This window comes from Herbaspirillum sp. CF444, from assembly GCF_000282135.1.
In the GTDB taxonomy this organism is placed as follows: Bacteria; Pseudomonadota; Gammaproteobacteria; order Burkholderiales; family Burkholderiaceae_D; genus Herbaspirillum.
This window is the reverse complement of record NZ_AKJW01000090.1, coordinates 1-16,881: the sequence shown is the minus strand read 5'-3', so window position 1 is coordinate 16,881 and position 16,881 is coordinate 1. Positions and strand designations below refer to the sequence as shown.

The following is a 16,881-nucleotide window of genomic DNA, read 5'->3' as shown; positions in this document are numbered from 1 at the left end:
CGCAGGCGCGCAGCATGCTGCGCGAAACCCCTGCTACACCCTTGCCAGCACCCTTTCTGGGAAGAACGCATCTCACGCCTATTTATGAAATGAGTTCTAATATCTTCCGGGCAAGAACAAAGCCCGCTGATGCGGTAATGTCGTGCAGTCAAGCTTAAAAATCCCAACTCACTATGACTGTCGTCCTGACGTAAGTCAGGACCCAGCGGCGTATCGACCGTCTTCACGACACTGGATCCTAGCGTTCGCTGGGACGACTGCTTTGGGGAAATAGGCTTAAATGAACGGCATTACCGCATCAGCGGGCTTTGTTTTGAATGGACGGCGATATCAGACTATGGTCGCAACGACCGGCGTGTGATCCGACGGCTGCTCCCATTTGCGCGGCACTTTGTCGATCACGCAGGCCGTGCATTGCGCCGCCAGCGGTGCGGTCAGCAGGATATGGTCGATGCGCAGGCCCTTGTTGAGGCGGAAGCCCATCTGGCGATAGTCCCACCAGCTGTAGAGTTTTTCCGGTTGCTCGAACATGCGGAAGGCATCGGTGAAGCCCATCGTTTGCAGATGCCGGAAAGCGGCGCGTTCCGGTTCCGACACCAGGTTCTGGCCGATCCATGCCGCCGGATCGTGCACGTCGCGGTCTTCCGGCGCGATGTTGTAGTCGCCCAGCAGGGCCAGCTTGGGATGCTGCAATTGTTCCTGCGCCAGCCATTCGTGCAGCGCGGCCAGCCATTTCAGCTTGTACTGGAATTTTTCCGAATCCGGCGCCTGGCCGTTGGGAATGTAAGCACAGACGTAGCGCACGCCTTCGATGGTCGCGGCGATGATGCGTTGCTGTTCATCTTCGAACAGCGGATTGTTTTTGACGACATCGGTGATCGCGTGACGCGACAGGATGGCGACGCCGTTATAGGTCTTCTGACCCGTGTAGACCACCTGATAGCCGGCCGCATTGATTTCAGCCAGCGGGAACTTGTCGTCGGTCAGCTTGGTTTCTTGCAGGCACAGCACGTCGACGGGGTTGTCACCCAGCCATTGCAGCACCTGGGGCAGGCGGACTTTGAGGGAGTTGACGTTCCAGGTGGCTATCTTCATTGGGTATAGAAAATCTTTAATTTATCAATTGGTTATGGCGGTAGTTAAGCCTTAGCTACCTGGCTAGCTACCCACATATTGCAGGGATGCCACTATATCACCCATGCAGAGTCTTGTTCGCTCGATCATGGCGAGGAGGCCCTCGTCAGCAATACCGTTGGAACGCTTGCCGATTTTAACGAGGACGAGCTTACCTTCCTTGGCAAGGTGATAGATCGTTAACTTGGAAACGCCGAGCTTTGCTCAGCTACATTGATGCGATGGTGAGTGGCGCGATAGTTGCAAGGACGTTCATTGATCAGTTGCGCTTTGCAGTGTTTTCAAGCACTGATTTTTGGTGTTTCACCGGATAGCTCGCAGTATTTCTTCAGCTTGACCATTTCATATCTGAGTCTTCGTACTGATTTACAGTGGTAGTGATAAGCTGCCGTCAAAATGACGAGGAATGCGATGAAAAATATCATTTGCTATATGGCACTTCTTACACTTATCGGCTGTCAAGCGATTGCCTATGGTACTGCCGAGGATTTCAACAAACTGTCTGTCGGTATGAGCAAAGAACAGGTAGTTCAAGTTCTCGGTACACCGTCCTCCACAAGTGCGAATGGGGATATTGGAGAAGAGACGTTGGTGTACCGACGCATGCCTAATGTCGTTTCTTGGGGGCCGAGTAATTACGTCGCTGTCTTCAAAGGTGGAAAACTTGTCCGATATGGAAGTCCGGATCTTATCAAGCAGCCGTGAAATTCTGATGCTTGGAGGTTCGGTAATTGCTACAACATTGAATTTTTCATGTAGCACCGCCTATGTCGATAAAGGTTGAATCCAACACGGACTCATGATATGAATTGACTTGTCCGAAACGAACGTCGCGAACCATCTCGTGGTGCTTGCTCAATTCGCCAGTTCGGCAATTGCCAGGGACGTAGTGACGACCTCGCCGTCTTTGCGTTGAACGAGGATAGTCATTTTTTACCGCCAATCAATTGCAACTGCACGACGTTTTTTGTCGCTTCGCGATACTTGGAAAACATCGCGCCAGAGACATATTTTGAGAGAGATTTATCGTCTCTATAACTACCTACCGTCCCCCATGTATGATGATCGCCCCGATGGACTGAGTAAATCAGACCTTTACACTCACCACTTAGCACTGAAGAAATGATGTCGTGGCAAAGGTCCATCATGACGGATTCGACTGATCGTGGATTTGGCTCTGGTTGTGAGTTTTTCAGCCAACAGTTGGCTTCTTTTTTTCGACGCGCCATGCTGAGACTGGGACAGCCCTTCTTCACGCCGCGAAATATCGGATTGATGATCTTGGCTTGCCCAAAGGTTGGCAATAGCAGCACGTTATCTTGGCGCATCATGCTGCACCACCGGCATTAGTTTCACGCAATTTATATTCTCCTTGCTTTCGATTTCCGTCATGCGTTGATGATGCCGAGCGATTCTTCGATGAACCACAGAAGAGTGGCTAGATCGTCGCGATCCGTAAAATTCCTCGCACTCGCATCGCAAGAGACTAAACCTGCGAGCTGCGCGCATGCTCGCAGGGCACTTATGCATCTCGGCGATATCATTAATGGTCATTAATTCGGCGCTCATTTTTATCTATCTGAGACTTGCGGGGAGTCTTTGTAGGAAGATTTCTTCCAGAATCGCATCAGTCTCCATGCATTGAGGAATATGCGCTTTATGACCATTCTCCAAGTGACATGTGAATCAGAGAAATTGGCATCGAATGCAGCCACAGCAAGTTTGCGGGTGGTCGCAGCAACTGAAAACGGTAGCAACAGCGCCACGAATACAACTGTAATTTGTTGTTTTACTGTATCTGACCAGTATTTCAAGTTGTCGAGTTGTTCGAGCACCGCATCAAATTCCTTGTATTGCTGTCTTGGGTATCGTATGCCAAGAATTTGCCATGCGGTACGAAGGCTATCAATGCCTGTAGCGATGCCTTTAGCATCTGACGCCCAAATCGCTATCCAGATGGCGTTTAGCGCATCGTGAAACTCCTGACAATCCTTGCTGTCGCTCGAATCGAGTTTGCATCCAAGTTGTTTGGCTTTTGCTACCATCTGTTTTTGAACACTCAAAAACTTGGCTGAATTTGCGCGCGAGTTAACAGTATCGAAATTATAGAGTCCCATTGCAACGGCAAATGTCAGGCTGATAACACCAATGGTTGACGCTTTTTCTGCCGACAATTTCAGACGGTTTTTCATTGCAGTCTTGTCATTCGCTTGACGAAGTTGATTGTACGAAGTCGTGAAGCCCTCCAAACCGACCGTCGCGACTAACATAACAATTACAACTGCCATATATCTCAAGTAGCCAGAATTGATACCAAAAATTTCTAGAACTAATGCCGTTATACCCAAGGTAAGTATTAGGATTTGTTTCGCCCAATCGGATTTGGATTTTGCTTGTCCTTGTTGTGGTCCGGCTACTACTTTTTCTTTTATTTGTTCCAATTTGCTTCCCTATTTTTTGAAATGTGAGAGAGAGTAATAAAAAAACCGCCTCGGGGGCGGTTGGGGAGAGGTAGTAGGCCGGTTTAACGTATGAGAGCAAGGACATACCAGCGGTACGGTGACCTCCCCCGCCGGTCTCACTTCTTCCAAGGCCTGCTAATCGCGTCAGCGGGGTTACGGCGTGATCATAGCTTTTACATTGTCGGTTATTGCTTGGCATTCTTCTGGATGTGATTGGGCCCAAATCGCTAAAAAAGCCAGTTCAACGGTTTTAGTGGGGAGAAATCCGATCATTTGCCCGACTGTGCTAAACAGCAAATGGGAGTGCTTATTTTCTAGTTGAACTGATTCTAATATTGCTCGCTTGATCAAAGGGCTGGAGAAGTGCTACGGTCAATTTTCCGCCGAACTCTGAGTATTTTCCGAGAACGCTATCGTAAATATAGCGCTCCGGTGAGCTTCCCGGAAGTCTATAAACGTGATCAACCGAACTAGTAGCTTGTTGCGAATCTCCATCAATGTAGCAAATTGATGGAACGATGCTTGATGGATCGAGGTTGTGGTGTTTGTTGATCTTTACCGCCGTTCCATCGCCCTTCATGCCATGTACCTCTATTTGATCGATTAACGCACGATCAGTGTTTCTAATTGCGGCCTCTACCCAAGACTTGGCAAACTCGTCTTCAACAAAAATCGCTAACTTTTTTTCAATTTCCCCGGTTATTGCTCGCAATGATTCGATGTCTAATTTTCCCTGAAACACTGAGTTTTTTACGGCGGCCCAGATAGCTTCTTCTGGCAAGACTGAGAGTGCATCATTTGAGTGAGTTGTAAATATCGCTTGGAGTTTTTTTCGCTCTGCGACATCTAGCAAGTACTCGACCATTTTTCTGGTGGCAACGGGGTGAAGGCCGTTTTCTATTTCTTCAATTAGGACTAGGGAATTCTCAGGAAGCGCCTCAATTGCGAGGACCATTTTGATGATGCTTGATTCGCCAGCCCCGAAATGAAATTCCGAATATTCGACTCCTGTTGATGTTTGACCGGTTAAAAGTGTAATACTTCCTTTGGTGTCGATCTGAATTTGAGAATAGCCAGAGACATTTTTACCTAAGATTCTGGAAATTACTGATGCGGCGGCGGCCGTCAAATTGGCGCGAGAAGTAGCCAAGTATGTAAACGAGTTGCTAGCGTATCTTCCCATTTCAGTTCGTTCAGATGCTGGCACAGTTCGCGAGACGCCAAACAAGACAACTGTCCTGTCTAGGGCATCTCTTGACCATTTGAGTTGTTTAAAGCTAGCGGTCCGGCGAATTACATCGTTTTTTGTATGTTCCCTGTCGATTATTTCATATTCAATGCTCCAATCAGCCATGCCATCATCTAGCGCTCCACTTTTTGCAAAAAAACGACGAGGTGGAATGCTTTTATAGGCACACGCTGCAGCTCCCATGAAAGTGGTTTTTCCTCCGCCATTCGGACCAACTATTGCCGTAACCGGAAACTGAAAATTCAATACTTGATTTTCAAATCCTCGAACCTTCTTTAGAACTACCTTGAGAAGATATTTCCCATAGGCTTGCTTCCTGACCTTATCGAGGAGGGCGGCAATGTCACTGTGTCGAAGAGCATTTTGTTGTTTTGGCATGGATTGACAAGCTTTCGTTCGCAAATAAATTAAGTCTTGTTATAACGTTTTTACGTTCATTTGTTTGTGCAATTAATTTGGGCGCCGGACGTGATGCAATTGGTGGCCACATTAGGATTGGCTGGCATCGTGTAGGGCGGGCGCCATAAGTATGGGGACTGCAGGAGGCTTAGTCGTACATCCAGTCACTACGACAGCCGCAACAATAGTAAGAATGTTTTTCATTGCCTCTCCATTAGGATGTGCGCAAAAGCAATGTCAGTTCACTACTCTTGTGCAATTCACCTAGCTCAGGGTCGATCGGCCACTTCTTAAACGCAAAATACCATAGAACTATGATGTTCACTCCAGGAATGGCTGCCAGTATGCTGGCGGATCCGAGGTGCCCCGTTCGAGTAAGTATCTTGTATGTGGGAATGCCTACTAAGCAGTAAAGAAAGCCAACCCAGATAACAAGAATAAGCCAGTGCCAGATGCTGAATGAGCCCATTTGCCCCCCCCTTTTTCTGTGCAATAAGCATTAGTTCTTTGTAATGCGCGCAATCATTTTAAGTGTTTTACTTGACATGTGGCACATTTCCTCATCCTTAGAATTGGCGAGACTCATGCCGCTGAGCGGAACGGCACGACATTGTTGGGGGCCAGCAGGAACTGGTACTCCTGTTTCGCTTGCAATTAAAAATGCTGCCCACTTCTCCAATGCATAACCGGCGTTCCGGTACTTCCTCGCGTACATCGTAGATCGCCTCCATATCTTTCAAGGCGTGGTTGAGCACGATTTCTGAAATTTCTTGTGATATGCCCATGTTGCGCATATGCCCCTTGGCGATCGATCGCGTGTTGTGCGGAGTGAATTTGCGGATTTCGATGTCGTTACGATCAAAGGTACGGGTAATCGCGGCCCAAAGCGTCGTAGACGATACGTGAGTGTCACCTCTCTGGTTTCGTCTACGTCGCTCGTGGCGGGCGGGGAATACGTATTCAGACCCGCCGGACATCTCTCTCAAATCTCGGAACCATCTGACGATTGCCGGCACGAGTGAATATTTCCGCATTCGACCTCTTTTCACGCGGCTAAAATGGCTGGGAAATAAATAACAAGGGGAAATCCATGGGGTGGAGATATTTCGGCGCAACGCCGGGCTGCATGTTGTTGCTGAGTCTGGCGGCAACCATCGTGGGATGTGATGTCTGGGCACAGGAGCCGCAGGGTGGCAATAACATTCCTTTCTCTGAAAGCGATCTGATTTCCGGCACCAGCACGAACAAAGAGGCGTGCGAACGCCAGGAGCATGCAGTCTGGGTAGAGCATAGATTGGGGACGGAATGTATTCGCTACTACCCTTCAGGTGGACTGGAGGAAAATGCTACAGGTAGCGGCAAAGCAAAGGTCGCTGTTTTTTACTTCCATGGCGATCATCTGGCTGGCTATGATCCGCTGGGCAATTACGGCAAGATTACGCCGCAGAGGCTGCTTGATAACATGGCCGGCTACTATCGCAAGTTCAAGGTGCCCTACATTCTGATCGGGCGACCGGGTGTGTACGGATCGTCCGGCAAGCACACGCAGCGCCGGCGTCTGAAGGAGTCTTATACGCTGAACGCCGCAGTGGATGCGATCAAGGCGCGCTATGGATTAGAGAAGCTTGTATTGGCGGGGCAGTCGGGTGGCGCTTATACGACAGCCGCCTTGCTGACGTTGGGGCGTACCGATGTGATGTGCGCGGCGGCCTCGTCGGGCGTATATGCCGTCAATGAACTGGCGGAGATCAAACGAGCAAAGAACAATTTGCGTTCCAAGCCAGGCTGCGACGTCACCAATTACTGCGATGCGTATGAGGTGATTGATCATGTCGACGGCGTCGCTCCGGATCCGCAACGTGTGTTTTATCTGATCGGCAATCCTAACGATCGCAATACCGTTTTTTATTTACAGAAACGCTTCGCCGACAAGCTGGCCGCCGCCGGGCATCGCGTCGAAATCATCGAGGCCAAAGGCCTGGGGCCTGACGGGCATAGCTTGTCGCATGTGTCTTACCCGGTTGCCGGTATGTGCGCCGCAGGACTCGATCCGAAGGAGATGCTGGCGGAGATGGCTGCGAGGGAAGCTGTAAAGCAAGCGGCAGAGCAAGCCGTAAAAAGTACAGCGCCGGTCAACAGCGCAGAGTAATGTACGGAAAGGCTATTCCTTCGGAGGCAAGTTCTCCAGCAATGGCGAGGCTTGCCGCATGACATCTTCTTTCGCGGCGCGATTCTCTGCAACCGATTGGCGCGGTCGGCCGGGATCGTCGAAGTCGTGTGTCGCGCCGGGATATTCAACTACCTTGACCAGGTTTCCCGGGGCGTTCGCGGGCAGGACGCTGAAGCAATTGCGCGGCGAAACCTCTTCGTCGTTTTCCGCGAGAAAAACCCAGACCTCGGTATCGCTGCGATAGCGTCGGGTGAGTAGCGAGCGCGAACCGCAGCCCGGATACAACACCAGCGCCGCGCGAAAGCGCAAGGGCACCGCAGACGAACTGCCTTGCGCCTGGCGATACATCACATTGAGCGCCGTGCTGCCGCCGTTGGACCAGCCTTGCAACATGATCCTGTCCTTGCGCACGTCATCGCGGCGCGCCAGATAGGCCAGGGCGGCTTCGGCGTCGAGCGGGCGTACGGTCATTTCGTTGACGGCCTGGCGTTCGGGCAGGTCGTGCGAATTACGTCCATAGCCGTGCGCGCGGTCGCGCGGGCCGAAACTGTCGACGTGAAGGGCGAGATAGCCGCGGCTGGCCCAGTATTCTCCCCACATCTTGTGCCGCTGCGAGAGCGTGCCCGCATTGCAGGGCGACATAAGGTCGCGGCCGACGCGTGAACACATCGCGTTGACATTGCTGGAGTAGGGGCCGCCACGGCCATGCAGCATGACGATGGCGGGATGGCGTTCGTTGCTGTCGCCGGGGGGCGGGAACAGGTAACCCACTAATTCTGTGCCATCTCCCGAGGGGAAGTAGACCGTGGCGGGAGGCGCTGCGGATGCGGTCATCGGCATGTTCCAGAACAGCGCCGCCAGTAGTGCAATGACGGCTTTTGGAACGATGCTGCGATGGATGGCAATCTGTCGCATCCGAATAGCGCAGCGGATTATTTGAAGTGGTAGTTGATTGCGACCAGCCCCATGTTTTCGGTGCTGTGATTGATGATCGGGCTGTTGGCGATGCCGTTGCCCAGCCATTTGCGGCGGAAGGTGATGTTGCCGACCCAGTTTTCCGCCAACGGCATTTCAATGGTCAGCCCGAGCATGGGGGTGGTCGATGCGCCGGCATGGTATTCGCGGAAACCGCTGGTGGTGGATTCCGCTGCCGTGACGCCGTAAAAATAGTCGTTATAGGAGGCGCTGCGGCGCTCGATGCCCACTTGCGGGTAGATATGCGCGCGACCGATGTCGACCTGTGCCGCATAGATGGCTTCCAGCAGCGTGCCGTGCGACTTGTTGACGTCGTAGAAGGCGTTCAGGAAGAAGGCGCCGAAACGCGTTTCCTGCAAAGTGCCGATGCCGATGGGCACCGAGTTGGAGCGACGGTTCAGTCCGCGCTCGGCATCCATGTGGTCGAAATTGACGCGCGCCGCCAGTTCAAGGTAGCCGGCGCCCATCTTCACGGTCTTGAAACCGAAGGTGTCCAGGCGCGCGAAGAAGCGTTTGTAGTCGAAGTAGGCGTAAGGCAGCACGGTGGTCTTGTCGCTCTTGCCGAGGATGTTGCGCTCCAGGCGGAACACGCCGGGACCGATGTCGCCGGTCAGGTGATCGGGCAGATCGGCATCGGGAGCGGCTTGCTGTGCGCACGCATGGCCGGCAAACGACAGGAGCAGCGTGCAGAGCAAAGTTTTGTTCATGGTTGCTTTCTTGTTGATGAAACCGGAAAGCCCGGTTTCTCTATTCTGTTATCGAGGCGCAGGGAGCGGCTTCGCTTTATTGTGCTTTGGCTTCCGCGCGCTTTGTTTTTCTCTTGATGACGGTGTCTTCCGGTTTCAGCGGTTTGCCGTCGCAGGTGTGCAATTTTATCTTGGGTACCGGCTTGCCGCTGTCGCGCTCGACCATTGGTGCGCAGGCTTCGCCTTTCTTGAAGAGGTGACCTTCACCCCATTGTCGCAGACCCAGCACCACCGTAAACAATTCCTTGCCTTTGGGCGTGAGGATGTATTCCTGGTAGGCACTGCCGTCCGAGGCCGGAACGACCGCCATGATGTCGGCCTCGACCAGGTCGCGCAGGCGCGTGGAGAGGATGTTCTTGGCCACGCCCAGGCTTTTCTGGAACTCGCCGAAACGCCGCATGCCGTCGAAGGCGTCGCGGATGATCAGCAGCGCCCAGCGATCGCCGACGACGTCGATGGATCGCGCCACCGGACAGGGATCGCTCTTCAGACTTTTCCGTTTTGCCATTGTTTTGCTGCTTCCTCGTGCATGACCAATGGTTGCATTTTAGAACTCGCTCGCTTACACTTCAACTGGTTTTAATTTGAAACCAATTTTGAGTGCTGCCAACAAAGCGACGGGAGAGAGCAGAATGGCCGGAAGCCAGGGAGAAGCAGGCGCTTGTACAACTGACGCAGCAGGGCTGGTTGACGATGCCGGCGGGAACGCCGCAAGGCATGGCGAGACGCCGATGACGCGCGCCATGGTCTGGTTGTTTGCCATGGCGTGCGGCGTCAGCGTGGCCAACGTTTACTACGCCCAGCCCTTGCTGGACGCCCTGGCGGCGGAGTTCGGCTTTACGCAGGCGGCCGTCGGCGTGGTCATTACGGCGACGCAGGTCGGATCCGCGCTGGCGCTGGTCCTGCTGGTGCCGCTCGGCGACCTGCTGGACCGGCGTCGCCTGACGTTGGTGCAATTGCTGTTGCTGCTGGCGGCGCTGATCGGCGTCGGACTGGCGTCTTCGCCCGCCTTGCTGTTGTGCGGGATGCTGGCGGTGGGCATGCTGGGCACGGCCATGACGCAAGGCCTGATTGCGTATGCAGCGGTGCTGGCTGCGCCGGAGCAGCGCGGACGCGTGGTCGGCACGGCGCAGGCGGGCGTGGTGGTCGGCTTGCTGCTGGCGCGGACCATGGCCGGGCTGGTCGCGGATATCGCCGGCTGGCGCGCGGTGTATTTTGTCTCGGCGGCGCTGGCGGCGCTCATGCTGGCGCTGTTGCAGGGGCGCCTGCCGCTGCGCCGGCTCGATCAGGTCGCTGCGGCCGAACGTCTGTCGTATCCGCAGTTGCTTGGCTCGATGGCGCTCTTGTTGTGGCGCGACCGCGTGCTGCAGATACGCGGCGTCATCGCCATGCTCATGTTTGCCGTGTTCAGTATTTTCTGGAGCGCGCTGGTATTGCCGCTGCGGGCGCCACCGTACGGGCTCTCGCATGCGGCCATCGGCGCCTTCGGCCTGATCGGCGTGGTCGGGACGCTGGGGGCGGCGAAAGCCGGCAAGCTGGCTGACAAGGGCAGAGGGCAATGGACCAGCGGTGCAGCGCTGACTTTGCTGTTGCTCGCCTGGCTGCCGCTGGCGATGCTGCCTTACAGCTTGTGGACGCTGGCGGCGGGTATCGTGGCCCTGGATCTCGCCGCACAGGCGATCCATGTGACGAACCAGAGCATGATCTTCCGCGCCAATACCGGATCGCACAGCCGGCTGGTCGCGTGCTACATGATTTTTTACGCCGTCGGCAGCGGCGCCGGCGCGCTCTTGTCGACCTCGGCGTTCGCCTTGTGGGGATGGGGCGGCGTATGCATGCTGGGCGCGGCTGTCAGCTTGCTGGCGCTGCTGTTCTGGGGCTGGAGCGCGCGCTATATGTCACGTTATATGTCACGTTATATGTCACGTTATATGTCACGTCCGATGCCGCGCTGATCGTCAGATCCGTTCACTGGCCATCAGGATGATGCGACCGATGACGATATCTTTTGTCTCGTCGAATTGCTGGCGCTGATAGTGCTTGCGACTGGTATTGTCCGAGGTCAGGTACCACTTGCCGAAATCCAGCGCCATGCGTTTGATGACCGCTTCGCCCTGGCAATTGACGAGATAGACCACATTGTCTTTCAGATCGGTGTCGGCGGTATTGACGACCACGACGTCGCCGTCGTTGAGGGCCGGCGTCATGCTGGCGCCCGTCACGCTGACGGCCATCAGCTTGTCGGCGGACAAGCGCCGTTCCATGTACCAGCTCTTGGGAAATGCCCATACGCACAGCGAAGGATCAAGCTCCACGGATTTGAAGCGCGCCGAGCCGGCCGTCAATGTCAGGCTGACCTGGCGGATGCGGACCAGGTCGTCAAGCCTGGCGTCCATTCTGGCGTGTTGCTGGTAAGCGCGGCTCGCGCTGCTTTCGCCGACCGCATGCAGATCGAAATACAACTCGCCGAGACCGAGCCTGCTTTCCAGTGCGCGCGCCGCTTTCTCGCCGAAGCCCTGACCGTCCCGGTAAGACGAAGAGAGCAGTTGCGCCAGGCGCGACTCGCTCATGTCGCCGGCGTCGCAAAAGCTTTTGCGGTCGCCGTCGTAGTGATCTTCGATGAGCGCCTGCAGTCGCCGGCGTCGGTGTTCGTGCATGTCCATGTCGGCATTTGAACGCAAATTTAGCATTTGGTAAATTAGCTTTTGCTTGACTTGTCTGTAGCAGATGCTAAATTATCGATATGACATTGATTGAATACCTCAATTCCTTGCCGGCGGAAAAACGCAGCGAACTTGCCGCGCGTTGCGGCACGTCGTTTGATTATCTGCGCCAGATCGGCTACGGCAACCGTCCGTGTTCGCCGCTGATCGCGGTGTGTCTGGAGCGGGAGTCGGGAGGGGCGGTCACGCGCAAGATGCTGTTTCCCGACGACTGGGCCAAACTCTGGCCGGAGCTGCCGGCAAAGGATGACGGCTGAATGCGGGGCGCATTGCAGATTCCATGCACCGGCGAACGCCGATCGCAATCCGGATCGTCTTTCCCCGTCCCTGCCGCTTTTCCACCATTTCATCACCATGACCTTGTTCTTCATGACCCTGTGCCGTACGCCCGGCGCTTATGCCGCCCCGGCGACGCCGCTGTTGCAACTGTTTCCACGCGATGGGCAGGGCACCGGCGCGGCGATGCTCATGTTGGCGTTGCTGGCGGTGTTTTACTGGCAATGCAGGAACCGGCGCTGGTGGCAACTGGGAAGCGGGATGACCGCCTTCGTCCTGATGCTGGACTGGCTGATGCGACAGGACAGGGGGAGCATGGGCCAGACTTTTTTCAGCGCGGCGGCTTTGTTCGGGATGGTCTATCTTCCGCTGATTGCGCTATGGGAAGGCAATCGCCGCCTTGCCCGCAAGATCGCGGGCGATGCCGGTTGCGACGCGGCCTTGCGCGCCTCCGAATGGCTGCTTCTGGCCCTGTTGTCGGTGCCGGTGCACCTGCTGCTGTTCATCGTCGTCAATGCGCTGGATGTGCTGGACGCCCACGCCTTGCGCCACGGCGGCGCCGTAATGAATTGCCTGTTCAGCTTTGCGCAACCGGTCAATCTGCTGGCCTATCGCGATGCACTGAACATGCTGGTGGCGGCGGTTCCGGTGCTGTTGCTGGCAACCATGCTGGTCGCCTGGCTGCGCCGGTGCCGCGGGCATCAACTCACCATGCCGTGGCAACTGTATTTTGCGGCGGTGCCGGGAGTATTGTGCGGCGGCCTGCTGCTGGCGTCGATGTTGATGCGTTAGCGGGATGCCGGCAGAAATAAAAAAGCCGTCATCTTGCGATGACGGCTTTGCAGTTTGCCGTGGAAGGCGCTGCGGGACTTATTGCCGGGCTCAGGCGCGTGCCTTGTGTGCCTTCTTTGCCTGGTTCAGCAGGAAGGTCGTCAGCAGCGGTACCGGACGGCCGCTGGCGCCCTTGGTCGCGCCGCCGCGCCATGCGGTGCCGGCGATGTCCAGATGCGCCCAGGTGTACTTCTTGGTGAAGCGCTCCAGGAAGCACGCTGCGGTGACGCTGCCTGCCGGCTGGCCGCCGATGTTGGCGATGTCGGCGAAGTTGGACTTCAGCTGTTCCTGATAGACGTCCTGGACCGGCATGCGCCATGCGGTGTCGCCACTGGTCTTGCCGGCTGCCAGCAACTCGTTGGCGAGCTGGTCGTGGGCGTCGTCTTCACGCGTGAACAGGCCGGAGTTGTGGTGGCCCAGCGCGACCACGCAGGCGCCCGTCAGCGTGGCGATGTCGACCACTGCCGCCGGTTTGAAGCGCTCGACGTAGGTCAGCGCATCGCACAGGATCAGACGGCCTTCGGCGTCGGTGTTGAGCACTTCGATGGTCTGGCCGGACATCGACGTCACGATGTCGCCCGGCTTGGTGGCGCGGCCGGACGGCATGTTTTCGCAGGTCGGGATGACGCCGATGACGTTGAGCTTCAGTTGCAGCTCGGCGATGGCGCGGAAGGTGCCCAGCACCGACGCGGCGCCGCACATGTCGTACTTCATCTCGTCCATGGCTGCGCCCGGCTTGAGCGAAATGCCGCCGGTGTCGAAGGTGATGCCCTTGCCGACCAGGACGATCGGCGCTTCCTTGGTCTTGCCGCCCATGTGCTTGAGGACGATGAATTTCGGCGGCTGGTCGCTGCCGTTGGTGACCGACAGGAAGCTGCCCATCTTGAGCGCTTCCAGTTGCTTGCGGTCGAGCACTTCGACGCCCAGCTTGTATTCCTTGGCCAGTTTCTTCGCGGTGGCGGCGAGATAGGTCGGGGTGCAGACATTGCCCGGCAGGTTGGCCAGGTCCTTGCTCAGTTCCATGCCGTTGGCCAGCGCCACCGCTTCGGCCAGACCGGTCTTGGCGGCAGCTGCCGCGGCAGCGGAGACGCCGATGGCGATCTTTTTGACGCCGGTCGGAGCGGGATCTTTCTTGCTCTTCATGGCGTCAGAGCGGTAATTGTTGTCGCGTGCAGCCAGCACCAGCGCGCGGATGGCCCAGGCGATATCCCTGCCCTCGCGGCCCTTGATCTTGTCCAGCGGCAGCACGACCAGCGCGTCGTTGGCGCCAACGGTCGTCAGCGCGCGCACGGCGGCTTGCGTTGCGGAGGAGAAACTTTTTTCGGCAATCTCTTCGTCGGCGCCCAGGCCGACCAGCAGCACGCGCTCGGCGGCAACGCCGGTCACGCCGCGCAGCAGCAGGGTGGAACCGGGTTTGCCGGTGATGTCGCCGGATTTGAGCGCGTTGGCGATCGCGCCCATCTTGTCCAATGCCTGCGCAGCCGGCGTCAGCTTGCGGTTTTCAAAGACGCCGACCACGAGCGTGCCGGTCTTGACGGCGGTGACGGAGGTTTTTGCGTCCAATGTTTTTATGCTAAAGTCCATCGCTTGTCCTTAGTTTGCCTTGATTGATTTACCTCTGTGATTATAAGCCCCGAATGATTTTTGAGCGCGCTCTTCGACGCGAATTGATGAGCACCGCCGGCGCAGTGTTCACCACGCTATTTACCATCACGCTGACTGTGATGCTGATCAAGATCCTCGGGCAGGCTGCCGGCGGTCAGGTCAGCTCGCAGGACGTGCTTGCGCTGATCGGTTTCCAGGCACTGAACTACATGCCCGTGATTCTGATCCTGACCGGCTTTATCTCCGTCTTGCTGGTGATTACGCGCAGTTACCAGGATTCCGAAATGGTGGTCTGGTTTGCCTCGGGCCTGAGCCTGACGCGCTGGATCAAGCCGGTGCTGCGCTTCGGCTGGCCGATCATCCTGTTGACCGGCATCCTCAGCTTCGTCGCCACCCCCTGGGCCAATGAACAGAGCTCGCAGTTCCGCGAACGCTTCGAGAAGCGGGAAGACATCGCGCGCGTATCGCCGGGTAAATTCCAGGAATCGGCAACGGCCAACCGCATCTTCTTCGTCGAGGGTATTTCAGGGGACGCCAACAAGGTGAAGAACGTCTTCGTCAATACTTTCCGCGACGGCAAAAACAGCGTGGTGGTCGCTAAGGAAGGCGAGATGGAAGTCGACAAGGACGGCGAAAAATTCGTCGTCATGAGCAGGGGGCGCCGCTATGACGGCACGCCCAGCCAGCCCGATTTCCAGATGGTCGAATTCGAACGCTACGGCTTGCTGGTGGCCAATCAGTCGCAGGCCGCCGCCGGCGACAAATCGGCGCGCGCCTTGCCGACCTGGGAACTGATCGCCAGGGACAATCCCTTCAATCGCGGCGAGCTGCTGTGGCGCGTCGCATTGCCGCTGATGTCGCTCACGCTGATGATGCTGGCGATCCCCTTGTCGTTCGTCAATCCGCGCGCCGGACGCTCGATCGGCTTGCTGGTGGCGCTGCTGCTGTTCGTCCTGTACAGCAATACGGTGAGCGTGTTCCAGGCGTCGGTGACGCAAAACCGCATGTCGCTCATGCTGGCATGGTGGCCGGTGCATCTGGTGGTGGCGCTGCTGGTTGTCGGCATGTTTTTTTTGCGGCTTACGGTCAATAGCCGCTATCACCCCGCAGTCATGTGGTCTCGCGTACGACGTGCGCTTTTCTTGAAACGGCCGGCCTGATGCGAGTATTGCAACGCTATATCACCTCCGAGATCGTACGCTCGGTGACGTTTGCGCTGGCGGCTTTCCTGGCGCTGTTCGCATTTTTTGAACTGATGGGACAACTGGAAGCGGTCGGTCGCAACGGTTACCAGTTGCAAAACGCCTTGCTGTACGTGGCCATGGGTTTACCCGGCAACGTCTATGAACTGATGCCGATCGCGGTGCTGATCGGCACCATCTATGCGCTGGCGCAATTCGCGGCGACGTCCGAGTTCACCATCATGCGCGTGTCCAGCATGTCGACGCGCATGACCGCCGTGGCCTTGGCCAAGATCGGCATCGGTTTTGTGATCGTCACCATTTTGTTCGGCGAGCTGGTGGCGCCCAAGGCGACCGAGCTGGGCGAGAAGTTCAAGCTGCAGGCGCAGGGCGCGTCGCTGTCTCAGTTCCGTTCCGGCCTGTGGGCCAAGGACGTCGTCAAGAGCAACGGACTGGAAGGCGAGGTCATCGGCACGCGCTTCCTGAACATCCAGCGCATCCTCAGCGACGGTCGCCTGGACGGCGTCAAGATTTACGAGCTCGACAAGGATTTCCACATGTCCGACATGATCGTCGCCGCGCGTGGCGATTATCAGGGCGACCACGTGTGGAAGTTGACGGACGTCGAGCAGACGACCTTCATCGTCAGCAACAAGAGCAGTGAAATCACGGCGCCGATCTCGACCATCAAGCTCAAGACGCGCAGTTTCGTCTCGGAAGTGACGCCGGAAATCCTGTCGGTCCTGTTCGCCGATCCGGACCGCATGTCAGCCTACGATCTGCGCGCCTACACCAAGCATCTGGAAGCCAACAACCAGCGCACCGAGCGTTACGAGATCGCCTTCTGGAAGAAGATCGTTTATCCGCTCTCCATCTTCGTGATGATGGCGCTGGCCTTGCCGTTCGCCTATCTGCACTTCCGCGCGGGCGGCGTCAGCCTGAAGATATTTACGGGCATCATGATCGGCGTCAGCTTCCAGCTGATCAACAATCTGTTCTCGCATCTGGGTTTGCTCAACACCTGGCCGGCGTTCGTCACGGCGGCCTTGCCGAGTACCTTGTTCATGCTGATGGCGATCGTTGCCTTGCGCTGGGTCGAGCGACGCTAGTCCCGTAAATTTGTAGCATGA

17 protein-coding genes are annotated in these 16,881 nt (G+C 56.3%); 7 read left to right on the top strand and 10 right to left on the bottom strand.

Features of this window, described 5'->3' with window-relative positions; all coding sequences use genetic code 11:
- Positions 1 to 330: 330 nt before the first annotated feature.
- Positions 331 to 1,095, bottom strand: a complete 765-nt coding sequence (gene xth / locus PMI16_RS21275) for an exodeoxyribonuclease III (protein ID WP_007883445.1) — start codon at positions 1,093 to 1,095, stop codon at positions 331 to 333.
- A 450-nt stretch (positions 1,096 to 1,545) separates the two neighbouring features.
- Between xth and bamE the strand changes: the two genes are divergently transcribed.
- Complete coding sequence (gene bamE, locus PMI16_RS25495) at positions 1,546 to 1,839, top strand: outer membrane protein assembly factor BamE domain-containing protein (RefSeq protein ID WP_157212741.1); 294 nt, start codon at positions 1,546 to 1,548, stop codon at positions 1,837 to 1,839.
- 221 nt (positions 1,840 to 2,060) lie between these two features.
- Here bamE and PMI16_RS26085 read toward each other — a convergent pair whose 3' ends face one another.
- From PMI16_RS26085 to PMI16_RS25490, 4 genes are all read right to left on the bottom strand, one after another.
- Positions 2,061 to 2,465 carry a hypothetical protein gene (locus PMI16_RS26085; RefSeq protein ID WP_157212740.1) on the bottom strand — a complete coding sequence of 135 codons (405 nt, stop codon included), beginning with the start codon at positions 2,463 to 2,465 and terminating at the stop codon, positions 2,061 to 2,063.
- 240 nt (positions 2,466 to 2,705) lie between these two features.
- Positions 2,706 to 3,575 carry a hypothetical protein gene (locus PMI16_RS21270; protein ID WP_007883444.1) on the bottom strand — a complete coding sequence of 290 codons (870 nt, stop codon included), beginning with the start codon at positions 3,573 to 3,575 and terminating at the stop codon, positions 2,706 to 2,708.
- 328 nt (positions 3,576 to 3,903) lie between these two features.
- Positions 3,904 to 5,223, bottom strand: coding sequence for an ATP-dependent nuclease (locus tag PMI16_RS21265; RefSeq protein ID WP_007883443.1), 1,320 nt, complete (start codon positions 5,221 to 5,223; stop codon positions 3,904 to 3,906).
- 587 nt (positions 5,224 to 5,810) lie between these two features.
- The gene (locus PMI16_RS25490; RefSeq protein WP_202801656.1) at positions 5,811 to 6,278 is read right to left on the bottom strand and encodes a tyrosine-type recombinase/integrase; all 468 of its coding nucleotides are present in this window, start codon (positions 6,276 to 6,278) and stop codon (positions 5,811 to 5,813) included.
- A 92-nt stretch (positions 6,279 to 6,370) separates the two neighbouring features.
- Here PMI16_RS25490 and PMI16_RS21255 point away from each other — a divergent pair, with 92 nt between their 5' ends.
- Complete coding sequence (locus PMI16_RS21255; protein WP_051994697.1) at positions 6,371 to 7,393, top strand: alpha/beta hydrolase family protein; 1,023 nt, start codon at positions 6,371 to 6,373, stop codon at positions 7,391 to 7,393.
- A 12-nt stretch (positions 7,394 to 7,405) separates the two neighbouring features.
- On the opposite strand, the gene PMI16_RS21250 is transcribed toward PMI16_RS21255, so the two are convergent.
- The 3 genes from PMI16_RS21250 to PMI16_RS21240 form a co-directional block, all read right to left on the bottom strand.
- Positions 7,406 to 8,329, bottom strand: coding sequence for a dienelactone hydrolase family protein (locus tag PMI16_RS21250; RefSeq protein ID WP_007883441.1), 924 nt, complete (start codon positions 8,327 to 8,329; stop codon positions 7,406 to 7,408).
- A gap of 17 nt (positions 8,330 to 8,346) precedes the next feature.
- Positions 8,347 to 9,096 (bottom strand): MipA/OmpV family protein, encoded by a 750-nt coding sequence (locus tag PMI16_RS21245; RefSeq protein ID WP_007883439.1) that lies wholly within the window; start codon positions 9,094 to 9,096, stop codon positions 8,347 to 8,349.
- A 76-nt stretch (positions 9,097 to 9,172) separates the two neighbouring features.
- The gene (locus PMI16_RS21240) at positions 9,173 to 9,643 is read right to left on the bottom strand and encodes a winged helix-turn-helix transcriptional regulator (RefSeq protein ID WP_007883436.1); all 471 of its coding nucleotides are present in this window, start codon (positions 9,641 to 9,643) and stop codon (positions 9,173 to 9,175) included.
- 223 nt (positions 9,644 to 9,866) lie between these two features.
- On the opposite strand from PMI16_RS21240, the gene PMI16_RS21235 reads away from it, so the two are divergent.
- A complete protein-coding gene (locus PMI16_RS21235) occupies positions 9,867 to 11,090 on the top strand; it encodes an MFS transporter (RefSeq protein WP_051994696.1) in 1,224 nt (407 codons plus the stop codon).
- A 3-nt stretch (positions 11,091 to 11,093) separates the two neighbouring features.
- Here the strand turns inward: PMI16_RS21235 and PMI16_RS21230 are convergent, their stop codons facing one another.
- On the bottom strand, positions 11,094 to 11,792 hold the full coding sequence (locus PMI16_RS21230; RefSeq protein WP_237719912.1) for a S24 family peptidase: 699 nt from the start codon (positions 11,790 to 11,792) through the stop codon (positions 11,094 to 11,096).
- 86 nt (positions 11,793 to 11,878) lie between these two features.
- Between PMI16_RS21230 and PMI16_RS21225 the strand changes: the two genes are divergently transcribed.
- Positions 11,879 to 12,115, top strand: coding sequence for a transcriptional regulator (locus tag PMI16_RS21225; protein WP_007883430.1), 237 nt, complete (start codon positions 11,879 to 11,881; stop codon positions 12,113 to 12,115).
- Between the two features lie 97 nt (positions 12,116 to 12,212).
- Positions 12,213 to 12,926, top strand: coding sequence for a hypothetical protein (locus PMI16_RS21220; RefSeq protein ID WP_007883428.1), 714 nt, complete (start codon positions 12,213 to 12,215; stop codon positions 12,924 to 12,926).
- A gap of 90 nt (positions 12,927 to 13,016) precedes the next feature.
- On the opposite strand, the gene PMI16_RS21215 is transcribed toward PMI16_RS21220, so the two are convergent.
- Positions 13,017 to 14,549 carry a leucyl aminopeptidase gene (locus tag PMI16_RS21215; RefSeq protein ID WP_007883427.1) on the bottom strand — a complete coding sequence of 511 codons (1,533 nt, stop codon included), beginning with the start codon at positions 14,547 to 14,549 and terminating at the stop codon, positions 13,017 to 13,019.
- 53 nt (positions 14,550 to 14,602) lie between these two features.
- Here PMI16_RS21215 and lptF point away from each other — a divergent pair, with 53 nt between their 5' ends.
- Positions 14,603 to 15,730, top strand: coding sequence for an LPS export ABC transporter permease LptF (gene lptF / locus PMI16_RS21210; protein WP_007883426.1), 1,128 nt, complete (start codon positions 14,603 to 14,605; stop codon positions 15,728 to 15,730).
- On the top strand, positions 15,730 to 16,860 hold the full coding sequence (lptG, locus tag PMI16_RS21205) for an LPS export ABC transporter permease LptG (RefSeq protein WP_007883425.1): 1,131 nt from the start codon (positions 15,730 to 15,732) through the stop codon (positions 16,858 to 16,860). Before lptF ends, lptG begins: the two co-directional genes overlap by 1 nt.
- Positions 16,861 to 16,881: the final 21 nt, after the last annotated feature.

Coding starts and splice junctions, on each gene's coding strand:
- xth (WP_007883445.1), bottom strand. CDS start 1,095: ATGAAGATAGCCACCTGGAACGTCAACTCCCTCAAAGTCCGCCTGCCC.
- bamE (WP_157212741.1), top strand. CDS start 1,546: ATGAAAAATATCATTTGCTATATGGCACTTCTTACACTTATCGGCTGT.
- PMI16_RS26085 (WP_157212740.1), bottom strand. CDS start 2,465: ATGATGCGCCAAGATAACGTGCTGCTATTGCCAACCTTTGGGCAAGCC.
- PMI16_RS21265 (WP_007883443.1), bottom strand. CDS start 5,223: ATGCCAAAACAACAAAATGCTCTTCGACACAGTGACATTGCCGCCCTC.
- PMI16_RS25490 (WP_202801656.1), bottom strand. CDS start 6,278: ATGCGGAAATATTCACTCGTGCCGGCAATCGTCAGATGGTTCCGAGAT.
- PMI16_RS21255 (WP_051994697.1), top strand. CDS start 6,371: ATGTTGTTGCTGAGTCTGGCGGCAACCATCGTGGGATGTGATGTCTGG.
- PMI16_RS21250 (WP_007883441.1), bottom strand. CDS start 8,329: ATGCGACAGATTGCCATCCATCGCAGCATCGTTCCAAAAGCCGTCATT.
- PMI16_RS21245 (WP_007883439.1), bottom strand. CDS start 9,096: ATGAACAAAACTTTGCTCTGCACGCTGCTCCTGTCGTTTGCCGGCCAT.
- PMI16_RS21240 (WP_007883436.1), bottom strand. CDS start 9,643: ATGGCAAAACGGAAAAGTCTGAAGAGCGATCCCTGTCCGGTGGCGCGA.
- PMI16_RS21235 (WP_051994696.1), top strand. CDS start 9,867: ATGACGCGCGCCATGGTCTGGTTGTTTGCCATGGCGTGCGGCGTCAGC.
- PMI16_RS21230 (WP_237719912.1), bottom strand. CDS start 11,792: ATGCACGAACACCGACGCCGGCGACTGCAGGCGCTCATCGAAGATCAC.
- PMI16_RS21225 (WP_007883430.1), top strand. CDS start 11,879: ATGACATTGATTGAATACCTCAATTCCTTGCCGGCGGAAAAACGCAGC.
- PMI16_RS21220 (WP_007883428.1), top strand. CDS start 12,213: ATGACCTTGTTCTTCATGACCCTGTGCCGTACGCCCGGCGCTTATGCC.
- PMI16_RS21215 (WP_007883427.1), bottom strand. CDS start 14,549: ATGGACTTTAGCATAAAAACATTGGACGCAAAAACCTCCGTCACCGCC.
- lptF (WP_007883426.1), top strand. CDS start 14,603: ATGATTTTTGAGCGCGCTCTTCGACGCGAATTGATGAGCACCGCCGGC.
- lptG (WP_007883425.1), top strand. CDS start 15,730: ATGCGAGTATTGCAACGCTATATCACCTCCGAGATCGTACGCTCGGTG.